This is a genomic window from Nocardiopsis protaetiae (genome assembly GCF_045446735.1).
In the GTDB taxonomy this organism is placed as follows: domain Bacteria; phylum Actinomycetota; class Actinomycetes; order Streptosporangiales; family Streptosporangiaceae; genus Nocardiopsis; species Nocardiopsis protaetiae.
The window spans coordinates 1-18,362 of record NZ_JBJJBV010000128.1; the positions used below are offsets into that span (position 1 = coordinate 1).

Consider the following 18,362-nt stretch of genomic DNA (forward strand, 5'->3'; position numbering starts at 1 on the left):
AAGGGGATGCCGGCGGGGCGGCGGTGCGCCCAGGGGCGGGCCTGCTCCAGCTGGGCGGCCAGGCGCAGCAGCAGCCCCTCCCCCGCGGCGGGGGCGATGAACTGCACGCCCAGCGGCAGCCCGGCGTCGGTCCAGTGCAGGGGCACCGACATGGCGGGGGTGCCGGTGAGGTTGGCCAGCAGGGTGAAGGGGGTCGCGGTCAGGTTGTTCATGACCTCGGTGGTGACCAGGTCGGTGCGGGTCACCAGCCATTCGGTGCGGGTGCGCACGAGCAGGCGTTCGGCGCCGCGCAGCCAGGCGGGCGGGTCCAGCCGCCCGACCGCCACCGGCGGGCCGGCGATGGTGGGGGTGAGCAGCAGGTCGTAGCGGGTGTGGAAGTCGGCCAGTGCCAGGATGTGGGCGTTCCAGCGGTCGTGGCCGCGCACGTAGTCGCCGGCGGTGCGGGCCCGGCCCATGGCGGCCAGGATGAGGGTGTCGGGCTCGAAGTCGTCGTCGGTGCAGCCGGTGTCGGCCTTGACGGAGTCGACCAGGGCGGCCATGGACCCGTACCAGAGGGTGAGGAAGTCCTCGGTCAGGGCGCGGCCGTCGATGGCGGGCTCGGCCTCGGAGACGTCGTGGCCCAGCGACTCCAGCAGGGCGGCGGCCCCGCGGACGGCGCGCACGGCCTCGTGGTGGACGCGGGTGCCCAGGGGTGAGCGGTCGGTGAAGCCGATGCGCAGCCGCCCCGCCTCGCGGCCCACCTCCTGGGCGTAGGGGCGCTCGGGTGGGGCGATGGGGTACGGGGAGGTGGTCTCGGGGCCGGCGACGGCGTCCAGGAGCAGGGCGCTGTCGCGGACGGTGCGGGTCAGGGCGCCGTTGACGGAGGCGCCGTGCATGGGCTCGCCCCGGGCGGGGCCGAAGGGGACCCGGCCGCGGCCGGGTTTGAGGCCGAACAGGCCGCAGCAGGCGGCGGGGATGCGGATGGATCCGCCGCCGTCGTTGCCGCCCGCGGCGGGTACGACCCCGGCGGCGACGGCCGCGGCCGAGCCCCCGGAGGAGCCGCCGGGGGTGTGGGCGGTGTTCCAGGGGTTGCGGGCGGGGCCGAACTCGCGGGATTCGGTGACGCCCTTGGCGCCGAACTCGGGGACGTTGGTCTTGGCGAAGGGGACCAGCCCGGCGGCCAGCCAGCGGCGCACCACCTCGGCGTGTTCGTGCACGGGCACCGTGCGCAGGGCGCGGTTGCCGGCGGAGGTGGGGAACCCGGCGTAGTCCTGGGAGAGGTCCTTGAGCAGGAAGGGCACCCCCGACAGCGGTCCCGGTGTCGGGTGGGCGGCCCGGCGGCGGGCCTCGTCGTACATCTTCAGGGTGAGGGTGTTGAGGCGGGGTTCGACCTGCTCGGCGCGGGTGATCGCCGCCTCCAGCACCTCGGGGGCGCTGACCTCGCCCGCGGCGATGAGGGCGGCCAGGCCCACGGCATCGTGGCGCAGGTATTCGTCGACTCGCATGCACGGAACCTAACACCGTTATGGAACGCGTTCTAGTTCTGTGTGTGTCACACCCGCAGGGTCCGGTCCTCGCGGGCGTGGGCGACCGGGCGGCCCAGGGCGGCGCTGGCGCGGGACGCGGCCGCCTCGGGGGTCAGGGAGGGGCCGGTGTGGGTCAGCACCAGGCGGGCCGCCCCGGCCTCGGCGGCCGCGGCGGCGGCCTCCTCCGGGGTCAGGTGCGCCCGCTCCTGCCCTGCGGGCGGGGCGTCGTGATCGGCCTCGCACAGCAGCAGGTCGGCGCCGCGGGCGGCCGCCACCAGCCCCGGGCAGGGGGCGCTGTCGCCGCTGTAGGCCAGGGTGCGCCCGCCGTGACGGGCGCGCAGCGCGTAGGCCTCCACGTCGTGCACCACCGCGTGCGCCGTCAGCACCAGGCCGCCCAGGTCCACCCGGTGGCCCTCGTGCAGGTCGTGGAAGGCGAACGTGTCCTTCAGGAACGCGGTGTCGGGCCGGCCGAAGAACCCCGCCAGCCGCCCGGCCAGCCCGGCGGGCGCGTACACCGGGATCGGCCCCGCCGCCTCCAGGCCGCCGTAGCGCAGCGCGTAGAACGCCGCCACCAGGTCGGCGCAGTGGTCGGCGTGCAGGTGGGAGATCCACACCGCGTCCAGGGCCGCCGGGTCGGCGTGGGCGCGCAGCGCCGCCAGGGTCCCGAACCCGGCGTCCACCCACACCGACCGCTCCCCCGCCCGCAGCAGGTACCCCGAACAGGGGCGGCCGGGCAGCGGGGCGGGTGCGGCCGTGCCCAGCACGGTCACCGTCATGGTCATGCCGCGCCCCCGGGGCGCAGGTGGTCCAGCAGGCCGGGGACGTCGGGGTAGGGGCGCTCGTCGGGCAGCAGCGCCGCGGCCCCCTCCAGGTCGCCGCCGCGCACCAGGTCGTGGACGGCGCGCGCGGTGGGGGTGGCGTCGGTGATGGAGACGATCCACTCGTCGGCGTAGCGGGTGGAGGCCTCGCCCGCCAGGCCCAGCTGGAGGGAGCGGTGCTCCAGGGGGCGCAGGTGCAGGTCGCGTTCGGGGTCCCACTGCACCCGGGCGGGGGCCGCCGCCAGCTCGCGCTTCCAGGCGTCGCGGTCGGTGTGCACGTCGGAGGTGTGGTGGGACAGGCAGACGTGGCGCAGCGCCCACTCGAACCCCTCGCGGGTGATCTCCACCGCCAGCACCGTCTCCTGGTCCTGCTTGAGGCCCCATCCGCACCGGTACATCATCCACAGGAACGAGGGCTTGATCCAGGTCATGCGGCCGCGCTTCCACGCGGCGGGGAAGCGGCCCTCGCGGGCGGCGGGCAGCCCCAGGCGCGGGGAGTAGGCCTGGTGGACGGTCACCGTGGTGTCGGTGTACCGGGCGCGGATCTGGTGGCGGGGGATCTCGGGGTTCACGGTGCCCAACCCTGGCCTCCCCCGCCCCGCCACGCAACGGTTTTTCGCGTGCGGTCAGCGGCCGCGCAGGGGGACGGCGGCCTTGAGGAGCATCTCCCGGTACTCGTCCTCGGGGTCCGAGTCCAGCACGATCGCTCCGCCGGCGCCGATGGTCAGCTCCTGCCCCTGGCGGACGGCGGTGCGGATGACGATGCTCAGGTCGGCGGCGCCCGAGTCCGACAGGTACCCCAGGGCGCCGGAGTAGACGCCGCGCGCCGACCCCTCCAGGGCGTCGATGATCTCCATGGTGCGCAGCTTGGGGGCGCCGGTCATCGACCCGCCGGGGAAGCAGGCGCGCACCGCGCCCACCGCCGACACCCGCGGGCGCAGGTGCCCGCGGACGGTGGAGACCAGCTGGTGCACGGTGGCGTAGGACTCGGTGTACATGAACGCGGGCACCTCGACGGTGCCGACCTCGCACACCCGCCCCAGGTCGTTGCGGAGCAGGTCGACGATCATGAGGTTCTCGGCGCGGGTCTTGGCGCCGGTGCGCAGCTCCTCGGCCAGGCGGGCGTCGGTGGCCGGGTCGGGGTGGCGGGGGGCGGTGCCCTTGATGGGGCGGCTCTCGGCCTCGCCGTCGGCGCTCACCCGCAGGAAGCGTTCGGGTGAGGCGCTCAGCACGCTCACGCCGCCCAGCCGCAGCAGGGCGGCGTAGGGGGCCGGGGAGGCGGCCCGCAGGCGGCGGTAGAAGTCCAGGTCGGTGCCGGTGTAGCGGGTGCGCAGCCGGTCGGTCAGGCAGATCTCGTAGCTCTCCCCCGCCGCCAGCTGGCCCAGGCACTCCTTGATGTCGTCGACGTAGCCCTGGCGGGGGCGTTCCAGCAGGTCGGCCGGGTCGACGGGGTCCGCGGCCGGGGCCGGGGCGGGCAGCGGGGCGAGGTCGGCCAGGGCGGCGGCGGTGTCGGCCAGCCAGGCGTCGCCGTCGGGTCCGTCGTCGGCGCAGACCAGGTGGGTGCGCCCGGTGTGGTGGTCCACGGCGACGAACCGGTCGCAGCGCAGCCACACCGCGTCGGGGGTGGGGGCGGTGTGGGCGGTGGCGGCGCCGCAGTCGGCCTTGAGCTCGTAGCCGAAGTAGCCCACGTACCCGCCGGTGAAGTCGAAGGGCAGCGGGGTGGGGGTGCGCGGCCGCTGGCGGCGTTCGAGGGCGTCGAACACGGTGCCGGGTTCGGTGGCGGTGGTGCCGTCGGGGCGGCTGATGTGGACGGGGCCGCCGACCCGGTAGGTGAGGACCTCGCCGGTGGCCGCGCCCAGGAAGGAGAACCGGGCCGGGCCCTGGGGGCGGGAGCTGTCCAGCCAGAACGCGTACTCGGCGTCGCCGTACAGGCGGGCGAAGGCCGCCTCGGTGTCCACCGCGCTCTCCAGGACGCGGGTGCGCGGCACGGGAGCGGCGGCCGGGGCGACCGCGGCCGCCGACGGCGCCGGGGCCGGTGCGGTGCGCACCGGCGCGGCCGGGCGGTGGGGTCGGGCCAGGTCCAGGAAGTTGCCGATGAGGGCGGCGCCGTGCTCCCCGGCGATCGACTCGGGGTGGAACTGCACCCCCCAGCGGGGCAGGTCGCGGTGCTCCAATGCCATGACCACCCCGTCCTCGGCCCAGGCCGTGGCCGCCACCTGGGCGGGCAGGGGTTCGGGGACGGCCAGCGAGTGGTAGCGCACGGCGGTGAAGTCCTGCGGGAGGTGCGCGAACAGGCCGGTGCCGGTGTGGCGGACGCGGGTGAGGTGGCCGTGCCGGGGCTGGGGGGCGGACTGGACGTCGGCCCCGGCCAGGTAGGCGATGGCCTGGTGGCCCAGGCACACGCCCAGCACCGGCAGGGGCGTGGCGGCCAGCAGCTCGGGGACGCGCCCCAGGTCGCGGGCGTTCTGGGGGCGGCCCGGCCCGGGCGAGACCACGACGGCGTCCACACCGGCGGGGTCGAACCGGTCCCAGCCGGGGTCGTCGTTGGTGAGCACGACGGGTTCGGCCCCGGCGACCTCCGCGATCAGCTGGAACAGGTTGTAGGTGTAGGAGTCGTGGTTGTCGACCAGGAGCACTCTCATGAGGAAATCCGCAGGTAGGGGGCCTAGGAGGTCCCGGTCTCACCCGGTCTGATCCGGGGATTCCCAGGGTCTCCACTCCAGATCCACTCCACGTGGAGTGTGGTCCGGATCTAACAGAAGAACGCCCCCGGGCGGTGCGCGAACACCACCTCAGGGGCTAGCCGAACTACCTGATAGAGGCAGGAGTCGACCTATGTTCACCATACCCCCGGGCGTCTTGGACGCCGTCTCCCGCGCGATCGAGTTCGCTCTCGCGCACCCTCACCACTCTGTGGCCGCGCTGGCGGTCCTGTCCGGTGTCCTGTGGATCACATCCCGGCTGCTCGCCAAGCGCGCCCCGGTGACGCTGAACGAGCGCGCCGCCGCTGAAGCCGAGGAGGCCCGGCAGTGACCCGCATCCTCCAGCGCACCACCACCGACCCCATCGACCTGACCCTGGCCGGAGCGTCCGGTGTCCACCTGACCGTGTCCTACGCCCCTGGCGTCATGGGCATGGTGGTCGTGGATGGCCCCGCCGACTGGCTGGACCGGGTGGCCGAGCACGACACCCCGGGGGGTTGGCTGATCGAGTTCCCGCCGGCGCCCGCCGGCCCGTCGTCCTCCCGGTCTCGTGGCGGGTCTCGGGTCTCGGTGAGCAACGTGACCGCTGGCGGGGACGTGAACGTGTCCGGTGGTGACCTGGTCGTGTCGGGTGGCCGCCGGGTGCCGCCGGTGTCGGTGACCGTGGTCCTGCCCGAGGGGTCGACTCTGCGTCTGGAATCCCGCCGCTCTTCCTGACGCACCGTGTGGTGCCCGCGCCGCCCCGCCGTCCTGGGGCGGCAAGGGGACCGGACGGTCCGACCCCCGACGTGAGGAGCCCCGATGGACGACCACCGTGACGAGTTCCTGGAGACGCTCAACGCCGCACTCCAGCCCGGACGCCGCCGCCAGCGCACGGACAGCTACCAGCCCGCGGACATGCACCACGACTACGACGCGGACACCGACACCTGGCGCGACCAGAACAACTGACCCACCCCGAACACACGAACGGCCCGCCCCCGTCGGCAAGGACGGAATTGGGCGGGCCTCCGATCCCTAGGAGACCGGATATGAACACCGTACAGACCGAGGAAACCCCCCGCAACCAGCGGTTTTGGCAGCGCATCCTGATCCGCCGCGGCCCCGGGACGTCCCCCGGGACGCAAGTCGGAACCCCCCGTTCCGCGCGTGCAACGGTCGCGATCGCCGCGGTCCCGTCCGCCGCCTCGCTGGTGTGGACGGCGTGGTCGCTGATCGACATGATCCCCGCCCCGCTCCCCGTCGGGCTGGCCGCCGGCGTGGTGCTGGACATCGCCCTGGTGTCGGCGGTCGCGATCGCGTGGATCGCCCCGCAGGTCGCCAAGCCCGCGAAGATCACCGGGTGGCTGATCGCCGCCGTCGCCGCCCTGCTGGTGGGCTACCACGCGTACACGATCCTGCCAGCACTGGCCGCGCTGGGGATCATCCCGCTGTTCGCGAAGAGCTTGTGGCACCTGGCGCTGAACGCGCGTCTGGCCCGGGCCGCTGCGGAGGCCGCGCAGGCTGAAGCTGACCGGGCCGCCGCCGCTGAGAAGGCTCAGCGGGACGCGGAACTGTCCACCGACCCGACCCACGAGCAGAAGCGTTCCGTCGCCGAGAAGCTTCAGCAGGCCGCCCACGAGGAGGAGATGGCCGACGCCGAGGTGCGGCTCGCGGACGCTCAGGCCGAGCGTGAGCACCGGCTGCGGCTCGCGAAGATCCGCCGGGACGCCAAGGAGCAGCGGGAGATGGAGCGGGAGGACGCGGCGACGGTGAAGCAGCGCATGGAGCTGATCCGGGAGATCCGCGCCGCGCAGCCCGTCCAGTTCGCTCTGGGGTCCGGTGAGGTCCCGGATGATCTGTCGTCCCTTCCCCGCTCTCCCGGGACGGAGGCGGTCATGGGGTTCGGGGCAGTCATGGGCTCTGACCTGGGAGCGTCCAGGGGACGTCCCGTGGGAGACCAGCCCGTCATCGACCCGCAGGTTCGGGAGCTGCTGGCGTACATCGCCGAGGCCGGCGAGGGCGCGTCCGTCCGGGGGGCCGCCCGGCGCCTGGAGGTGTCGGCGCCGACGATCCGTCGGTGGCGTGACAAGGCGGAGGCTGCGGGCCTGGACGTGTCCGCGCTGAAGCCCACCAAGTAGCACCCATCCCCCGGGACGCACGCCGCGTCCCGGGGGTCGCCCCTCTCGGGGGTGTGACGACTTCCCCGCACGTCGGGTGGGTGGTCACACCGGTCCGAGGACGGGACAGGCCGGCGAGCACCTCGGGTGAGCGCAGCCGGATCCCTCCAACCCCCATGTCGCAGTACCCCAGCGAAGGAGCACACCGTGTCCGAGAAGCCCATACCGACCAGCAAGCTGGTCCCCGTCGCCGCCGCGTGCGGCATCATCGCCGTCGCCGCCGGGATAGGCGTCCCCGCGTCGATCCTGGCGCCGATCGCGATCATCACCGTCGTGTGGGGGGCCGTCATGGTCGCCCGCTACTACCTTGCCGGGAAGCGGGGTGGCGCCTGATGTTCGGGTTCCTGTCCGTGTGCATGTTCGCGTTCGCGTTCTGGCTCAACAAGAAACTCAAGGGAAGGCGGGCCGGGCTGATCGCCCTCCTCGTCGGCCTGGCCGGGAGCATGCTGCTGTACCGGTCCCCGCTGTCATCCACCCTCGTGTCCTGGGCCGACGGCACGATCCTCGGGGCGATCGCCGGGACGTTCGGCGGGTGGTCCGGTGAGGGCCTGTCCACGTCCATCATCTGGTCGGTGCTGTGCATCGTCGGGTTCGTGGTCACCCTCGTGGACCTGCGCTACGACCACACGTACAACCCGGTCGCGATCACCGCGCTGATCATCACCCCTATCGCCGCGAAGGGCAGTGCGGGTGGTGTGGTCACGAACCTCATCGACTGGGTGCACACCCAGGGCGCCGGGGTCGCCGCGTGGCTGATTGGCGGCGCGGTCGCCTGAAACCACAGTGGGCCGCCTCGGGGACTGACACCCCGGGCGGCCCGTGTCCCTGCATGTATGGCCACGAAAGGACAAGACTGATCATGGCACACCAGCACGAGGCTGACGAGTACACCGACGGGATCCCCATGGGGGTCATGTGGGAGGACGAAGGAACGTCCCCCGGGACGCCGCACCCCCGGGACGGGGGGACGCGAGACGGAACGGAAGGGGACACCCGCAGGTCAGAGGAGGCGTCCAGGGGGACGCCCACCGAAGGCGTGATCGTGCCCGTGGATGCTCCGGATGACGCGGTGTCGCCGAAGCGCGCACTCCTGGAGGACGTCAACGAGCGGCTGAAGGCGCACCTGTCGGCCGCGCACACCTACGCCCTGCTGGCGTGGTCGCGCAGGTGGGCGACCGCTGAAGCCTACGTGCAGGACCCGGCGCTGTACGAGGAGGTCGTGGAGGAAGCCCGTGCGGAGATCCGCCGAGAGCGGGCCGCGGTGGCGAAGAAGCTCGACAAGGCCAGGATCCGCCGGGACGAAGCGCAGGTGAAGCTGCTCACCGAGGAGCTGCGGGAGCTGGAGAACAAGACGCCGTCCGCGATGAAGATGGACGCCCTCACCCTGAAGGCGCGCGGGGGCCGGTTGGCTCGCCAGGCCGCGCTGCCTGCCGCGGTGGTGGCCGGGCCGGTGCTGGCCGGAGCGATGGCCGGGGCGTGGTGGGCGCTGTTGGCGTGGCCGGCGGCGTGGGTGTGGCTGGCTGTGCAGGGTCATGCGATCGCGGTCGCGGAGGGCAGCGTGGAGGTGTCGGCGTCCACCCCCGTCCCCCCTGCTGAGCTGGGCGGATCGTCTGCGGGTGCTCGGGTGGCGTCCAGGGGGGACGTCCAGGGGACGGTGGTGGTCGGCGCGAGCGAGCAGGAGAACCGGCTGCTGGCCCGTCTGGCCGCGTGGGATGAGGTGACGGCGGGCCGTGGGCTGGAGGGTGTCGTCCCGGGGACGCCGACGGTGGACGCCCTCGGGATCCGGGTGGTCCTGACGGTGTCGGGGAAGCACACCCCGCAGGCGCTGGAGAAGAAGCTCCCCGCGATCCGGGCGGCGCTCAGCGTCCCCCGGGACACCCGTTCTGACCTCAGCGAAGGCGACTACGGCGACCAGGCAGTGCTCAGGATTCGGACCCGTACCCCGTCCCGGGACATGGTGTGGCGTCCCGGACGAGTCGGCATCGGCGTGGACACCGAGACTGGGCGGCCCGTCACCATCCCCAAAAGCCGCGTCCTCATCGCCGGGACCTCCGGGTCAGGCAAGTCCGTGCTGGTGCGCGTCGTCATGGCCGGCGCCCTGTGCTCGGACGAGCCCACCGTCGTCGTGTACATCGACGGCAAGGGCGAAGAGGCTGGGCTGTGGCGCGGCAAGGTCCGCACCGCCACTAACCCCGAGGACGTCCTCGGTCTGCTGCGGGAGCTGACCGCGGAGGCTGAGGACCGGTCCACGATCATGCAGGAACGGCAGGTCGCGACGTGGACGCCGACCAGGGAACGGCCCCGCATCGTGGTCGTGATCGATGAGGGCGCGGAAGTCATCTCCATGCACGACACCTCCGCGAAGGACCCGGAAGACCACATCGATCTGCTCGGTCCGCTGGCGTCGCTGGCGCGGACGGGCCGTTCGCGGTGCCTGGATGTGGTGTGGGCGACGCAGAAGCCGACGGTGGGTGAGGGTATTCCGTCGCAGCTCAGCGGGGTGATGCAGGACAGGGTGGTGTTGCGGACCGCCGGGCGCAACGAGAACAACCAGGTGCTGGGCAGCGACTGGAAGACGCACGAGCTGGAGTTGGGCGGGTACGCGGTCACGAACACCGGGGGTCGGGGCCCGGGGCAGCCGCCGATCCAGGTGTGGGACCTGTCCTCGGACAGCGCGGTCGCGGCGGTGCCGGGCGGTGAGGTGTGGTGGTACCGCAGCCCCTCCCAGATGCCTACAGAGCGGACTCCTGAGGCGCCGCAGGACACCCAGGGGGGTGAGGGGCTGCCCCGGGTGTTGGCGGCGGCTCTGCTGCTCTCTGAGGGCGCTCGCGGGGTCACCGGGCACGACGTGGCGGCGGCGTGCGGCATGGACCTGCTCGACACCCAGAAGGCACTGAAGGACGCCGGCGTGAAGGCCGGGAGGTTCACGAACGCGGGCGGGTCGCAGGTGCGCGGGTACCGGCGCGAGGACCTGGAGGACGCCGCTAACCGCTACACAACGTGACCGTCTAGGGGGTGTCTGGGCGCCGTCTGGCCCGGCACCCTCTAGACGCCCGGCCAGACACGCAGAAACCCCCGCGTTAGCAGGGGTTTTCGTGTACCAGACGCCCGTAGACGGGCCCGGGGACGGAAGCGCACCCGTTCACTGTTGCGGCTGGTTGCGGCCGTCTAGACGCATCTGACAGCCGTGTAGACGGGCGGGGGTGTCTACCCGCCTTCCGGTTACTGGCTGTCGCGGTTGCGTTTGAGGACGGACCGCACCAGCGGCAGCCCGGACCGTTCCCCGATGACGATCTCCGACACGAGTTCCCACCCGTCGGCGCCCCAGTTGCGGAGCTGGCCTTGGTGGGGTCCGCCGGGGGTTTCCTCTACCCGGTATTCCCAGCGCGCCACGGTCTCCTCCTCGGGCCGGTCGTGGTTTCCCAGTGTAGGCCCGGGGAGTTTGGAGCCCCCCTGTGTCCGCAACCTTTGAGCCCCGTCGTTCCCGTTCCCCGCTGGAGCGCCGTTACTGGGCGGCCGTGTACCTCGCCCGCCGCCTGGTGTTCCTCGCCCTGATCCTGTGGTCCGCGATCACGTGCGCCGCCCAGTTGGCCGGCCCGCACCCTCTCGCCGCCGCTGTGGGTCTGGTGTGCGCGACCGTGGTGTTGTGGGTGCAGGGCGGGTGGGTGTGGCGGCGGTACCGGCGGTGGCTGACCAGGGCATGATGCCGTCATGGACCTCCGCCCCGCGACCGCTGCCGACCGCCCCGCGATGAACACCGTCTCTACGGCTGCTGGGGTGTCGTACAGCCCCGCGGGTGACGTTGTCCTGGTCGCGGTCTCTGGCGCCGTTGTGGGCTGGTTGGCCGGCTCTCTGGACGCTTCCCACCCTGTGGCCCCGGTGCGTCGTGCGGGCTACATCCAGGCGGTCGTGGTGGCCCCGGGGGTGCGGCGCCAGGGGGTCGGCACAGCGCTCGTGGGCGCGTTCCTGGACCTGGCGCGGGAGGCTGGCGTGGGGTGGGTGTTCGCGGCCCCCGACGAAGACGGCGACGCCCTGGGCCGGTTGCGGTGGGTACACGCGTGCGGGTTCGAGGCGACCTCGGACCCGGACCCGTGGCCGATCATGGGGCGGTGGACGTAGACTGGGTGCGCGCGCTGACCCGCCCCGGAATGGGCGGTGTAGGTGTGAGATCAAGGGCCCCACACGTAGTGGGGCCTTCTGCGTGTTCGGTGATCGCCGAATACGTGGTGAGCTGCGGTTGGGCCCCGGGGAAGTAGGGCCCACACGCTACTGGTCTCGCCGCATCTTCTCGAACTGCTGCTCGGCCCGGTCGATGGCGGCGATCACCATCGCAGTGGATTCTTCCTCGGTGAGGCCGCCGTTGTCGGCCTCGGTGTCGACAACGGCCCGCCAGACGTGGCCTCGGCTGCTGGTGAACTCTTCGCTGACGTACCTGTCGCGGGGGTCTGTGTTGTCCATGGGGCACGGTAACCCGGGGCGGGGACGGTTGACCAGGGCGGCCGCGTGGGCTAGCACCCCGAACCCTGGGCTAAATAGTACTGTTGACAAGGGATGAACAGTAGGGTTAATGTCAGTGCGACAGTACGAACAGGGGAGGCCCCGATGGACACCACCACCGCCGCACAACAGGCCCGCGTCACCGTCGCCACCGTTCGCGCCTGGTGCCGCACGGGCGCCGTCAAGGCCACCAAGACCAGCGGCCGGTGGACCATCGACACCGCCTCCCTCGCCCGCCGCATCGCCCTCGGAATCCGCCGCACCCGAAAGGCCACCGTGGAAATCCGCGACAACGACGCCCGCGTCATCGCCACCTGGGCCCGCACCGGAAGCTGCCACCTCGCCATGCGCCACGAACTCGCCCACGGCGGCCCTGACATCACCGGAGGCCGCGGCACCCGCCTCATCGCCGCCGGACTCCTGGTCCGCGACGACACATACGGCGTCGAGATCACCGACCTCGGCCGACAGGTCGGCACCGACATCACCAACGCCATGGCCAACGGCACCGACCGCGCCACCGCCACCCGCGACGCCCTCACGAAGGCAGGACTGCGATGACCGACTACATCCACATCGACAGGCAAGCCCTGGACCGGCTGCCCTTCGAGGACCGCTACCGGGAGGCCGGGAAGATCATCGCCCAGGCCAAAACCCTGCAAGCCGCCTACCAGGACGGGGTGGTCGCGGAGATGCTCGCGTCCGGGATGACCGGCCCCCAGGTCGCGGAGGCGCTGGGCATGTCCACCGCGCGGGTCTCGGCCCGCAACAAAAATCACCGGCTGCGCAACACGCCTGCGCCGGAGGAGAGGTACCCGGTCGATGGGTGCGGGGTCTGCGGGCGCCCCGAGGCCGCACACGGCATGGACGCCACCGTGGACGAGTGGGACGACCCGGCCGATGACTGGCTGGAGGACGGCAACCCCGACCTTGGGCATGACTTCCGACCGCCCACGTCGGCGCAGATCGAAGGCAGGCAGGCGCAGAAACGGAAGTAGAACGCGAAGAGGCCGCCCACCGTGATGGTGGGCGGCCTCTTCGACCTCCGCTCGCGCGGAGAGGGCACCCCGTGGGCGGTGTTTTTCGACCATCCCACCGGCTCACCCCCGCTCGCGCGGGGAGGGTGTCCACTGTAGCGCGAAAGCAACGCGCCCGTGCGGGTCGGGCGCCCTGTCACTCCTCAGCCGGAGGTCTGCTTGTCGTTGCCCCAGGCCGGATTCCACCCGTCGCGTTCGCAGTACCCCTGGGCGATGGTGCGCACAGCCTCCCCGAGCCCGTTGGCCTGCCCGTGGGCGCCGCTGAACGCCCACACGTCGGTGCCGTCGTCCATGTCGGCGACCCGCTGGTAGGTGTCGAGCAGGGCGAGCTTGGCAGTGGTGTCCGCGATGATCTGCATGGGCGCGATCATCATGCGGTAGTGGTCGTAGGCGCCTTCGTCTGTGGTGCCGACATCGCTGTGTGCTGCGGCAATGCTGACGTCGTGGAACACGGTTGCGGCGTTCCGGTCGGCTTCGATTTGGGCGCGCAGCCAGGTGATGAGGTCTTCCATGTGTCCTCCTTGGGTCAGCGGACGGGCCGGGTCAAGCGGACGCGATCCGGTACGTGGGGACGGGCTTCGGTGAACACGGCCGGAACGTCACCGTGGTCTCGTCGAACGTGATCTTCGACGTTGCAACCGGCTCGGAAGGGACCGGGTGCGACCAAGGCGTCCCGGGGTCGGGGGTGGTCATCTCAACACCGTAGGCGAAGTGGTCGCCGTCGTGTCCGGGGTCGAGAAGGCAGCCGGTGGTCATGGGTTCGTGGATGGTCTTGCCACAGCGGATGTCGTCCATGGGTCCTCCTGCGTCTAGTGTCGCTTGCCTGGTGGGGGTGCGGGGCCGCCCGACGTGCGCCGAGCGGCCAAAGGGGTCAGGCGGCGGCCGCGAGGCTCCCCGCCCATGCCGCTAACGCCTCGAAGTCCGACGCCTCCAGCCCGATCGCCGGGTCCACCCAGTGCAGCAGCGCCGGACCGTCATGCCGCTTGGCGACCCACTCACGGTCGGCGTCGGTGATCTCGTCGTCAATCCACGCGAAGGGCCGACCGGCCGCGTAGGCGATGATGTCCGACGTCTTGAAGTACACGCCGCGGGGCGCGTCGTCAGGCCCGTCCGGGAACGCGCACACGGGCAGGTGCGGCAACCCGATCCGAGGGGCGATGTAGATGTTCGCGTCGGTCTCCCATGTGGTGCCCCACACCAGGTCGTAGGGCAGAGCGGCCAGAGACGCCCCGTGGGAGGCGTGGAGGAGCACGTCGAAACCGTTCAGCTTCCACTTCCGGTAGCCGCGCCGGTACGCGGACCGGTTGGACCCGTCGTAGGGGTTGAGGGGGCCGTCGACGTCGATGAACAGGATCGGGCGGTGGTCCATGGTTCCTCCTGGTCTGATTGTCGCTGCTGGGGTGGGGTACCGGCAGCGGTTACCGGTACCCCGGGAGCTGGCAGGTCAGCTCAGTGCCGCTTCGATCTCCTCAGGCGAAGCAACCTCCACCCAGTCCGACAAGGCATCGCACAGCGCCTTCGACAGCCCCTCGGTAACCGGAGGGCCGTCCTCGTACACCTCCTCCAGGAGGTGGCTCACGTCCATCCAGTGCTGGCCGACCTCATCGATGACCTTGCTGTACTCCTCGTATCCTCCGTCGCCCCGCGCGAGGAGTTCCCCGGTGCGGTAGTCGGTGACCGTCCACGAGGCTTTTCCGGTCTGGCTGGCGTCGACGATGCGGCGTCCTTCTTCTTCGTAGCCCTTGATGTAGGCCTGCTTTCGTGCTTCGTAGCGGGCTTCGTAGGCGACAGCGGCTCGGATGTGCTGGTGGATGAGCGGTTCGGTCATGGTGTGCGTCCTTGTCGTCGTTGAGGGTTGGAGGTTGTCTCTCGCGCGCGATCGCTTGCGATCGCCCGAGCGAGCGAAGCGAGCTCGGAACACTGATGGATGGACTGGTACTGGCCTGTTGGTTGGAATGTTGGGGTGAAACCAGATCACCCACCGCGCGAAGTCATTTCACCGATCCCGGGAACTCACTTCACCTATATGGGTGATCTGGTTTCACCTATCTCCAGCAAGGGTGAAGTGGTTTCACCCATCACCACTCGTCGGAACGCGCCTTGTCGAACCACTCCCACCGCTCCTGGCCAGAGTGATTCCACGTCGGCATGCCCTGCTGCGCTCGCTCCTCGTCCCACAGCGCCAGACAGGACGGCTCCGCGCGCCCCTTGTTCTTGCGGGGCGGTGGGCAGAAGCACATGGTTTCGAGCTCGAAGGACACCTGCCCCGTCTTGGTCACCGTGGAGTTGCCGACGGGGTTGAACTCGGCGGAGCAGAACAGGCAGGTGAAGGCTTGCCCGTTCGGACCCAGGAGGGGGATGCGCTTCCAGTGCTCGGGGATGACGAGCCGGTAGGTGTCGGCGCGCTTGTTGGGGATGCCCTTGGCGGTCAGGTCGATGACGCCGATTCCACGGAGGGTGGCCATGGCGGTGAGGACGGTCCGCTTGTTGTACCCGGTGTCGCGGGCGAGACGGGCGTTGCCGGGGCGGCAGTTCGCGCCGGTCTTGAAGTCCGCGTAGTCGGAGAGGGTGCGGGCGACGAGCTTCACGCTGGACTCGACGAGGAGGGAGCGGCAGAAGGAGTGCCAGCGGGCCACGAAGGGCTGTCCGGTGTCGTCGGGCCGGATCATCGCGCCACCTCGCTACGGAGGTACGCGGTTGTGACTCGCTGGGCAGTGCCCCGATTCGAGCCACGGGATACAATGGGACTAAGCTTCACGCCTAGTCACCTCCTGATGTTCTTAGCAGTGGATCAGGTTGTGGCAAGAGCCCGTCGTGGTGTTACCAGCACCCGGCGGGCTCGCTTTATGTGGTTGTGGGCCCATTCTACCCCGTGTGCACGTGCACCGGGCGGGCGAAAGGCGGGGGCAACCAGGGCCGGAACCCCCGCCGGCCGGTCACTTCTTACGGTTCCAGGACGCCGACGCGCGGTCCGCCTTCCACCTCTCGATGGTGTCCTCTCTCCACAAAGGCGACTGGCCGGCCCGGCTGTCGGGTTCGGGTAGGTCCTTCTTGTGCAGGTAGCGGCGGACGGTCGCTGGTTTGACGCCGAGGTCTTGGGCGACTTCGGCGATGGTGACGTATCCGGGGATCTTGCGGTTCATGATCCGAGCCTAGCTTATCTACACGGCGTGGACAAAGCTTGCGCGGTCCGGTAAGGTGGTCCCAAGACATCTACACGCCGTAGATAAAGGAGCCCCGATGCCGCGCACAGCCGCCACCGACCTCACCCCCGGCACCACCTACACCGTCGGCGACCCCACCGACCCCAACAACACCGTCACCGTGACCGCCCGCCCCTACACCACCACCCTGCACAGCCGCTTCGGCACCACCCGCACCGTCCTGCGCATCCCCGTCACCCTCGCCGACGGCACCCGCACCCACGACACCGTCAACCCCGACACCACCGTCAACACGAACTAGGAGGGACCCCGTGACCATCGCCCGCACCCTCCACGACCTCGCCGCCCGGCTCGAACGCCAGGACACCACCATCGGCCACCCCGGCTCCAGCATCTGGGGTGAGCTCTCCATCATCGCCTACAGGACCGTGTCCCAACCGGCCGTGCACGCCATCGAGGCCGCCCACCCCGACTGGAAGACGTGGACCCGCGAAGAAGCCACCGCCGCGATCCGGGCCCTCGCCGACACCCCCGACGTGGAAGACGCCCGCCTCGCAGCTGCCGAGCAGGCGTGGGAGGACGCCCGGTGGGCGCTCGCCGAAGCGCTGGGGGTCAAGGACCCGTCGGCGAGCGCCTACGACCTGACCCACATGATCCGGGAGGTCGCGGAGCGCATCGACCGGGCCCGCAGGGAAGGGGCGCGGGAGAACACCGCCCCGGAACCGCCGGCGCCCGCCCCGCCACCGCTCCCCGCGACCCCTGACCGCCCGGTGGTGGACGTGCCGCTGCCCGGCATGCACGACCTGACCGCCTGATGCTGCCGCCGCGTCCGACACAAGGAGACCCGATGAGCAAGCCCGCCTTCCCCCGCCGAGCCGAGATGCCCTACGAGCACCGAGGCCGCGTCATCCACGCCGTCCGTTTCAGCGGACGCACCTTGGACCACCCGGACGGCGCCATGCACACCGCCTGCGGGCGAGTGGAAACGCTGTCGCAGTTCCACCCTCCCAAGTACCACGGCGACGACGCCCCGGTCACCTGCCCGGCGTGCGTGACCGCCCTGTCCTCCGAGGAGGCGTGATGGACCAGCCCCCCGTCCGTGTGTGCGTGGTGGTGTCCGCCCCCGCCCCTCACGATCCGGACACGCTGGCCGCCGCGATCGCCCACGCCGCACAGGTGGTCGCACCCGAAGCAGACGTGTACACCACCACCGCGACCACCAAGGAGAAGTGATGGACCCGCGCACGCCGATCGCGGAAGCGCTCCGCCCCCTCCGGGCCCAGTGCTCCTACATCGACGGAGACGAATACGACCAAGGCCGCCAGGACACCCTCATCGCGGTCGAAGCCACCCTCGGCGAGTGGGCGGCCACGATGGCGGCGGTGGTCGAACAGCAGAGGCAGGAAATCGAGAAGCTGCGTGGCGACCTAGAGCGGGCACGTGAGGGGGCCGATACCGATGCCTGACCACGCCCTCGCCCCCGACGAGCTCGCCATGATCGCCGCCACCGTCGCCCGGGTCCGCGCCGACCGTGCGGACGCCCGGGTCATGGGCGCCCGCTACGACGCCGCGTGCGAGCAGATCGTGAAGCTGCTCGACGAGACTGTGGCGCAGCGCCGCCGGATCGCCGAGCTGGAAACCGCCCTAGAGCGGAAGCGGGACAGCATCGCGGCGCGGATCGTGGACGAGGAACAGGGAGTTCAGCAGGAGATCACCAAGGAGCCGCTCAACTCGTGGCTGGCCGGTGTGCTCTTCGGACTTCAACGAGCCCGCGACATCGCCACAGACGCCCTGGAGCGGGCGCGCGAGAACGGAGACACGACGTGAGCGAGCACCCCACCGACGTCCGCCAACTCCTCGTCCACCCCGCCCTCTGGCCCACCCTCATCGGATGGCTCGAAGGCCACGGCCTCGAAGTCAACCGCATGCACGGACCCACCGAAGACGACCTCGCGACGTACACGATCAGCCCCTGCGTCCTCCAAGCCGAGAGCGAAACCAGTGGGGAAGACAGCGCCCGCCTCGGCGCGCTGGAGGAAGCGCACCGCACCCACGAGTACGACCTCCGACACGCCATGGGGTACGTGCGAGACATCCGACGCAGGGTCACCGCACTGGAGGACGTGATCACGAAGCTGGGGCTGAAGCTCCCCACCCCGTGAAGTCACCCTTGGGCCCTGCCGCACGGCGGGGCCCACACCCATGCGCCGCTAGGGTGCCCGTGTGACTACCCAATGGACCATCCACGGCGAAAAACTCGTGGACGAGAACCGCCACATCCGCCTCAGCACAGTCGACATCACCCTCCCCGACGGGGTGTCCTTCACCCAGTACGTGGTGAAAATGCCCCCAGCGGCGATGACGCTCGTCGTCAACGACCAGCGGGAGATCCTGCTCATGCGCAGGCACCGGTTCATCATCGACCAGTGGGTGTGGGAACTCCCCGGCGGGTACGTCGACACCGCTGAGGACACTGCCCT

Annotated in this window: 31 protein-coding genes; 19 read left to right on the forward strand and 12 right to left on the reverse strand. The window is 71.1% G+C overall.

Annotated features, from left to right (window positions below; all coding sequences use genetic code 11):
* The 4 genes from ACJOT3_RS19540 to pabB all read right to left on the reverse strand — a co-directional run.
* The coding region (locus tag ACJOT3_RS19540; protein WP_406974297.1) for an amidase at positions 1 to 1,484 on the reverse strand (1,484 nt) is incomplete at its 3' end.
* Between the two features lie 47 nt (positions 1,485 to 1,531).
* The gene (locus ACJOT3_RS19545) at positions 1,532 to 2,287 is read right to left on the reverse strand and encodes an MBL fold metallo-hydrolase (RefSeq protein WP_406974298.1); all 756 of its coding nucleotides are present in this window, start codon (positions 2,285 to 2,287) and stop codon (positions 1,532 to 1,534) included.
* Entirely contained in the window at positions 2,284 to 2,904 is a 621-nt protein-coding gene (locus ACJOT3_RS19550) for a DUF4291 domain-containing protein (protein ID WP_406974299.1), read from the reverse strand. The genes ACJOT3_RS19545 and ACJOT3_RS19550 overlap by 4 nt, the downstream gene beginning before the upstream one ends.
* 45 nt (positions 2,905 to 2,949) lie before the next feature.
* Positions 2,950 to 4,965 carry an aminodeoxychorismate synthase component I gene (gene pabB, locus ACJOT3_RS19555; protein ID WP_406974300.1) on the reverse strand — a complete coding sequence of 672 codons (2,016 nt, stop codon included), beginning with the start codon at positions 4,963 to 4,965 and terminating at the stop codon, positions 2,950 to 2,952.
* Between the two features lie 193 nt (positions 4,966 to 5,158).
* On the opposite strand from pabB, the gene ACJOT3_RS19560 reads away from it, so the two are divergent.
* From ACJOT3_RS19560 to ACJOT3_RS19590, 7 genes are all read left to right on the forward strand, one after another.
* On the forward strand, positions 5,159 to 5,356 hold the full coding sequence (locus ACJOT3_RS19560; protein ID WP_406974301.1) for a hypothetical protein: 198 nt from the start codon (positions 5,159 to 5,161) through the stop codon (positions 5,354 to 5,356).
* Complete coding sequence (locus ACJOT3_RS19565) at positions 5,353 to 5,742, forward strand: hypothetical protein (RefSeq protein ID WP_406974302.1); 390 nt, start codon at positions 5,353 to 5,355, stop codon at positions 5,740 to 5,742. Before ACJOT3_RS19560 ends, ACJOT3_RS19565 begins: the two co-directional genes overlap by 4 nt.
* Before the next feature lie 84 nt (positions 5,743 to 5,826).
* A complete protein-coding gene (locus ACJOT3_RS19570) occupies positions 5,827 to 5,976 on the forward strand; it encodes a hypothetical protein (protein WP_406974303.1) in 150 nt (49 codons plus the stop codon).
* A gap of 80 nt (positions 5,977 to 6,056) precedes the next feature.
* Positions 6,057 to 7,145, forward strand: coding sequence for a transposase (locus ACJOT3_RS19575; protein ID WP_406974304.1), 1,089 nt, complete (start codon positions 6,057 to 6,059; stop codon positions 7,143 to 7,145).
* 186 nt (positions 7,146 to 7,331) lie between these two features.
* Positions 7,332 to 7,517: a hypothetical protein gene (locus ACJOT3_RS19580; protein WP_406974305.1), complete on the forward strand. Its 186-nt coding sequence runs from the start codon at positions 7,332 to 7,334 to the stop codon at positions 7,515 to 7,517.
* The gene (locus ACJOT3_RS19585) at positions 7,517 to 7,960 is read left to right on the forward strand and encodes a hypothetical protein (protein ID WP_406974306.1); all 444 of its coding nucleotides are present in this window, start codon (positions 7,517 to 7,519) and stop codon (positions 7,958 to 7,960) included. The genes ACJOT3_RS19580 and ACJOT3_RS19585 overlap by 1 nt, the downstream gene beginning before the upstream one ends.
* Positions 7,961 to 8,253: 293 nt before the next feature.
* Complete coding sequence (locus ACJOT3_RS19590) at positions 8,254 to 10,188, forward strand: FtsK/SpoIIIE domain-containing protein (RefSeq protein ID WP_406974307.1); 1,935 nt, start codon at positions 8,254 to 8,256, stop codon at positions 10,186 to 10,188.
* A 218-nt stretch (positions 10,189 to 10,406) separates the two neighbouring features.
* On the opposite strand, the gene ACJOT3_RS19595 is transcribed toward ACJOT3_RS19590, so the two are convergent.
* Positions 10,407 to 10,577: a DUF4177 domain-containing protein gene (locus ACJOT3_RS19595; protein ID WP_406974308.1), complete on the reverse strand. Its 171-nt coding sequence runs from the start codon at positions 10,575 to 10,577 to the stop codon at positions 10,407 to 10,409.
* Between the two features lie 62 nt (positions 10,578 to 10,639).
* Between ACJOT3_RS19595 and ACJOT3_RS19600 the strand changes: the two genes are divergently transcribed.
* Positions 10,640 to 10,888 (forward strand): hypothetical protein, encoded by a 249-nt coding sequence (locus ACJOT3_RS19600; RefSeq protein ID WP_406974309.1) that lies wholly within the window; start codon positions 10,640 to 10,642, stop codon positions 10,886 to 10,888.
* A gap of 46 nt (positions 10,889 to 10,934) precedes the next feature.
* Positions 10,935 to 11,303, forward strand: a complete 369-nt coding sequence (locus ACJOT3_RS19605) for a GNAT family N-acetyltransferase (RefSeq protein WP_406974327.1) — start codon at positions 10,935 to 10,937, stop codon at positions 11,301 to 11,303.
* A 147-nt stretch (positions 11,304 to 11,450) separates the two neighbouring features.
* Here ACJOT3_RS19605 and ACJOT3_RS19610 read toward each other — a convergent pair whose 3' ends face one another.
* Positions 11,451 to 11,642 (reverse strand): hypothetical protein, encoded by a 192-nt coding sequence (locus ACJOT3_RS19610; protein ID WP_406974310.1) that lies wholly within the window; start codon positions 11,640 to 11,642, stop codon positions 11,451 to 11,453.
* Positions 11,643 to 11,786: 144 nt separating this feature from the next.
* Between ACJOT3_RS19610 and ACJOT3_RS19615 the strand changes: the two genes are divergently transcribed.
* Both ACJOT3_RS19615 and ACJOT3_RS19620 read left to right on the forward strand, forming a co-directional pair.
* Entirely contained in the window at positions 11,787 to 12,242 is a 456-nt protein-coding gene (locus tag ACJOT3_RS19615) for a hypothetical protein (RefSeq protein WP_406974311.1), read from the forward strand.
* Positions 12,239 to 12,679 (forward strand): hypothetical protein, encoded by a 441-nt coding sequence (locus ACJOT3_RS19620; RefSeq protein ID WP_406974312.1) that lies wholly within the window; start codon positions 12,239 to 12,241, stop codon positions 12,677 to 12,679. The genes ACJOT3_RS19615 and ACJOT3_RS19620 overlap by 4 nt, the downstream gene beginning before the upstream one ends.
* A 182-nt stretch (positions 12,680 to 12,861) precedes the next feature.
* Here the strand turns inward: ACJOT3_RS19620 and ACJOT3_RS19625 are convergent, their stop codons facing one another.
* The 6 genes from ACJOT3_RS19625 to ACJOT3_RS19650 form a co-directional block, all read right to left on the reverse strand.
* Positions 12,862 to 13,230 carry a DUF6221 family protein gene (locus tag ACJOT3_RS19625; RefSeq protein ID WP_406974313.1) on the reverse strand — a complete coding sequence of 123 codons (369 nt, stop codon included), beginning with the start codon at positions 13,228 to 13,230 and terminating at the stop codon, positions 12,862 to 12,864.
* A 31-nt stretch (positions 13,231 to 13,261) separates the two neighbouring features.
* On the reverse strand, positions 13,262 to 13,513 hold the full coding sequence (locus tag ACJOT3_RS19630; RefSeq protein WP_406974314.1) for a hypothetical protein: 252 nt from the start codon (positions 13,511 to 13,513) through the stop codon (positions 13,262 to 13,264).
* A gap of 76 nt (positions 13,514 to 13,589) precedes the next feature.
* Complete coding sequence (locus ACJOT3_RS19635) at positions 13,590 to 14,087, reverse strand: HAD domain-containing protein (protein ID WP_406974315.1); 498 nt, start codon at positions 14,085 to 14,087, stop codon at positions 13,590 to 13,592.
* A 75-nt stretch (positions 14,088 to 14,162) separates the two neighbouring features.
* Positions 14,163 to 14,546: a hypothetical protein gene (locus tag ACJOT3_RS19640; RefSeq protein ID WP_406974316.1), complete on the reverse strand. Its 384-nt coding sequence runs from the start codon at positions 14,544 to 14,546 to the stop codon at positions 14,163 to 14,165.
* Positions 14,547 to 14,796: 250 nt separating this feature from the next.
* Entirely contained in the window at positions 14,797 to 15,387 is a 591-nt protein-coding gene (locus tag ACJOT3_RS19645) for a hypothetical protein (RefSeq protein ID WP_406974317.1), read from the reverse strand.
* 267 nt (positions 15,388 to 15,654) lie between these two features.
* Positions 15,655 to 15,861 carry a helix-turn-helix transcriptional regulator gene (locus ACJOT3_RS19650; RefSeq protein ID WP_406974318.1) on the reverse strand — a complete coding sequence of 69 codons (207 nt, stop codon included), beginning with the start codon at positions 15,859 to 15,861 and terminating at the stop codon, positions 15,655 to 15,657.
* Between the two features lie 97 nt (positions 15,862 to 15,958).
* Here ACJOT3_RS19650 and ACJOT3_RS19655 point away from each other — a divergent pair, with 97 nt between their 5' ends.
* From ACJOT3_RS19655 to ACJOT3_RS19690, 8 genes are all read left to right on the forward strand, one after another.
* On the forward strand, positions 15,959 to 16,183 hold the full coding sequence (locus tag ACJOT3_RS19655) for a hypothetical protein (protein ID WP_406974319.1): 225 nt from the start codon (positions 15,959 to 15,961) through the stop codon (positions 16,181 to 16,183).
* Positions 16,184 to 16,193: 10 nt separating this feature from the next.
* On the forward strand, positions 16,194 to 16,697 hold the full coding sequence (locus tag ACJOT3_RS19660) for a hypothetical protein (protein WP_406974320.1): 504 nt from the start codon (positions 16,194 to 16,196) through the stop codon (positions 16,695 to 16,697).
* A gap of 32 nt (positions 16,698 to 16,729) precedes the next feature.
* Positions 16,730 to 16,963, forward strand: coding sequence for a hypothetical protein (locus tag ACJOT3_RS19665; protein ID WP_406974321.1), 234 nt, complete (start codon positions 16,730 to 16,732; stop codon positions 16,961 to 16,963).
* On the forward strand, positions 16,963 to 17,115 hold the full coding sequence (locus ACJOT3_RS19670; RefSeq protein ID WP_406974322.1) for a hypothetical protein: 153 nt from the start codon (positions 16,963 to 16,965) through the stop codon (positions 17,113 to 17,115). Before ACJOT3_RS19665 ends, ACJOT3_RS19670 begins: the two co-directional genes overlap by 1 nt.
* Positions 17,115 to 17,348, forward strand: a complete 234-nt coding sequence (locus tag ACJOT3_RS19675) for a hypothetical protein (RefSeq protein WP_406974323.1) — start codon at positions 17,115 to 17,117, stop codon at positions 17,346 to 17,348. Before ACJOT3_RS19670 ends, ACJOT3_RS19675 begins: the two co-directional genes overlap by 1 nt.
* Entirely contained in the window at positions 17,341 to 17,709 is a 369-nt protein-coding gene (locus ACJOT3_RS19680) for a hypothetical protein (RefSeq protein WP_406974324.1), read from the forward strand. The genes ACJOT3_RS19675 and ACJOT3_RS19680 overlap by 8 nt, the downstream gene beginning before the upstream one ends.
* Positions 17,706 to 18,044, forward strand: coding sequence for a hypothetical protein (locus ACJOT3_RS19685; RefSeq protein ID WP_406974325.1), 339 nt, complete (start codon positions 17,706 to 17,708; stop codon positions 18,042 to 18,044). The genes ACJOT3_RS19680 and ACJOT3_RS19685 overlap by 4 nt, the downstream gene beginning before the upstream one ends.
* Positions 18,045 to 18,105: 61 nt before the next feature.
* Positions 18,106 to 18,362: NUDIX hydrolase (locus ACJOT3_RS19690; protein WP_406974326.1), on the forward strand; the 257-nt coding region annotated here is incomplete at its 3' end.

Bases quoted from the DNA above. Each gene is read 5' to 3' on its own strand.
- ACJOT3_RS19545 (WP_406974298.1), bottom strand. From the start codon at position 2,287: ATGACCATGACGGTGACCGTGCTGGGCACGGCCGCACCCGCCCCGCTG.
- pabB (WP_406974300.1), bottom strand. From the start codon at position 4,965: ATGAGAGTGCTCCTGGTCGACAACCACGACTCCTACACCTACAACCTG.
- ACJOT3_RS19560 (WP_406974301.1), top strand. From the start codon at position 5,159: ATGTTCACCATACCCCCGGGCGTCTTGGACGCCGTCTCCCGCGCGATC.
- ACJOT3_RS19570 (WP_406974303.1), top strand. From the start codon at position 5,827: ATGGACGACCACCGTGACGAGTTCCTGGAGACGCTCAACGCCGCACTC.
- ACJOT3_RS19575 (WP_406974304.1), top strand. From the start codon at position 6,057: ATGAACACCGTACAGACCGAGGAAACCCCCCGCAACCAGCGGTTTTGG.
- ACJOT3_RS19585 (WP_406974306.1), top strand. From the start codon at position 7,517: ATGTTCGGGTTCCTGTCCGTGTGCATGTTCGCGTTCGCGTTCTGGCTC.
- ACJOT3_RS19605 (WP_406974327.1), top strand. From the start codon at position 10,935: ATGAACACCGTCTCTACGGCTGCTGGGGTGTCGTACAGCCCCGCGGGT.
- ACJOT3_RS19610 (WP_406974310.1), bottom strand. From the start codon at position 11,642: ATGGACAACACAGACCCCCGCGACAGGTACGTCAGCGAAGAGTTCACC.
- ACJOT3_RS19615 (WP_406974311.1), top strand. From the start codon at position 11,787: ATGGACACCACCACCGCCGCACAACAGGCCCGCGTCACCGTCGCCACC.
- ACJOT3_RS19620 (WP_406974312.1), top strand. From the start codon at position 12,239: ATGACCGACTACATCCACATCGACAGGCAAGCCCTGGACCGGCTGCCC.
- ACJOT3_RS19625 (WP_406974313.1), bottom strand. From the start codon at position 13,230: ATGGAAGACCTCATCACCTGGCTGCGCGCCCAAATCGAAGCCGACCGG.
- ACJOT3_RS19630 (WP_406974314.1), bottom strand. From the start codon at position 13,513: ATGGACGACATCCGCTGTGGCAAGACCATCCACGAACCCATGACCACC.
- ACJOT3_RS19635 (WP_406974315.1), bottom strand. From the start codon at position 14,087: ATGGACCACCGCCCGATCCTGTTCATCGACGTCGACGGCCCCCTCAAC.
- ACJOT3_RS19640 (WP_406974316.1), bottom strand. From the start codon at position 14,546: ATGACCGAACCGCTCATCCACCAGCACATCCGAGCCGCTGTCGCCTAC.
- ACJOT3_RS19645 (WP_406974317.1), bottom strand. From the start codon at position 15,387: ATGATCCGGCCCGACGACACCGGACAGCCCTTCGTGGCCCGCTGGCAC.
- ACJOT3_RS19650 (WP_406974318.1), bottom strand. From the start codon at position 15,861: ATGAACCGCAAGATCCCCGGATACGTCACCATCGCCGAAGTCGCCCAA.
- ACJOT3_RS19655 (WP_406974319.1), top strand. From the start codon at position 15,959: ATGCCGCGCACAGCCGCCACCGACCTCACCCCCGGCACCACCTACACC.
- ACJOT3_RS19665 (WP_406974321.1), top strand. From the start codon at position 16,730: ATGAGCAAGCCCGCCTTCCCCCGCCGAGCCGAGATGCCCTACGAGCAC.
- ACJOT3_RS19670 (WP_406974322.1), top strand. From the start codon at position 16,963: ATGGACCAGCCCCCCGTCCGTGTGTGCGTGGTGGTGTCCGCCCCCGCC.
- ACJOT3_RS19675 (WP_406974323.1), top strand. From the start codon at position 17,115: ATGGACCCGCGCACGCCGATCGCGGAAGCGCTCCGCCCCCTCCGGGCC.
- ACJOT3_RS19680 (WP_406974324.1), top strand. From the start codon at position 17,341: ATGCCTGACCACGCCCTCGCCCCCGACGAGCTCGCCATGATCGCCGCC.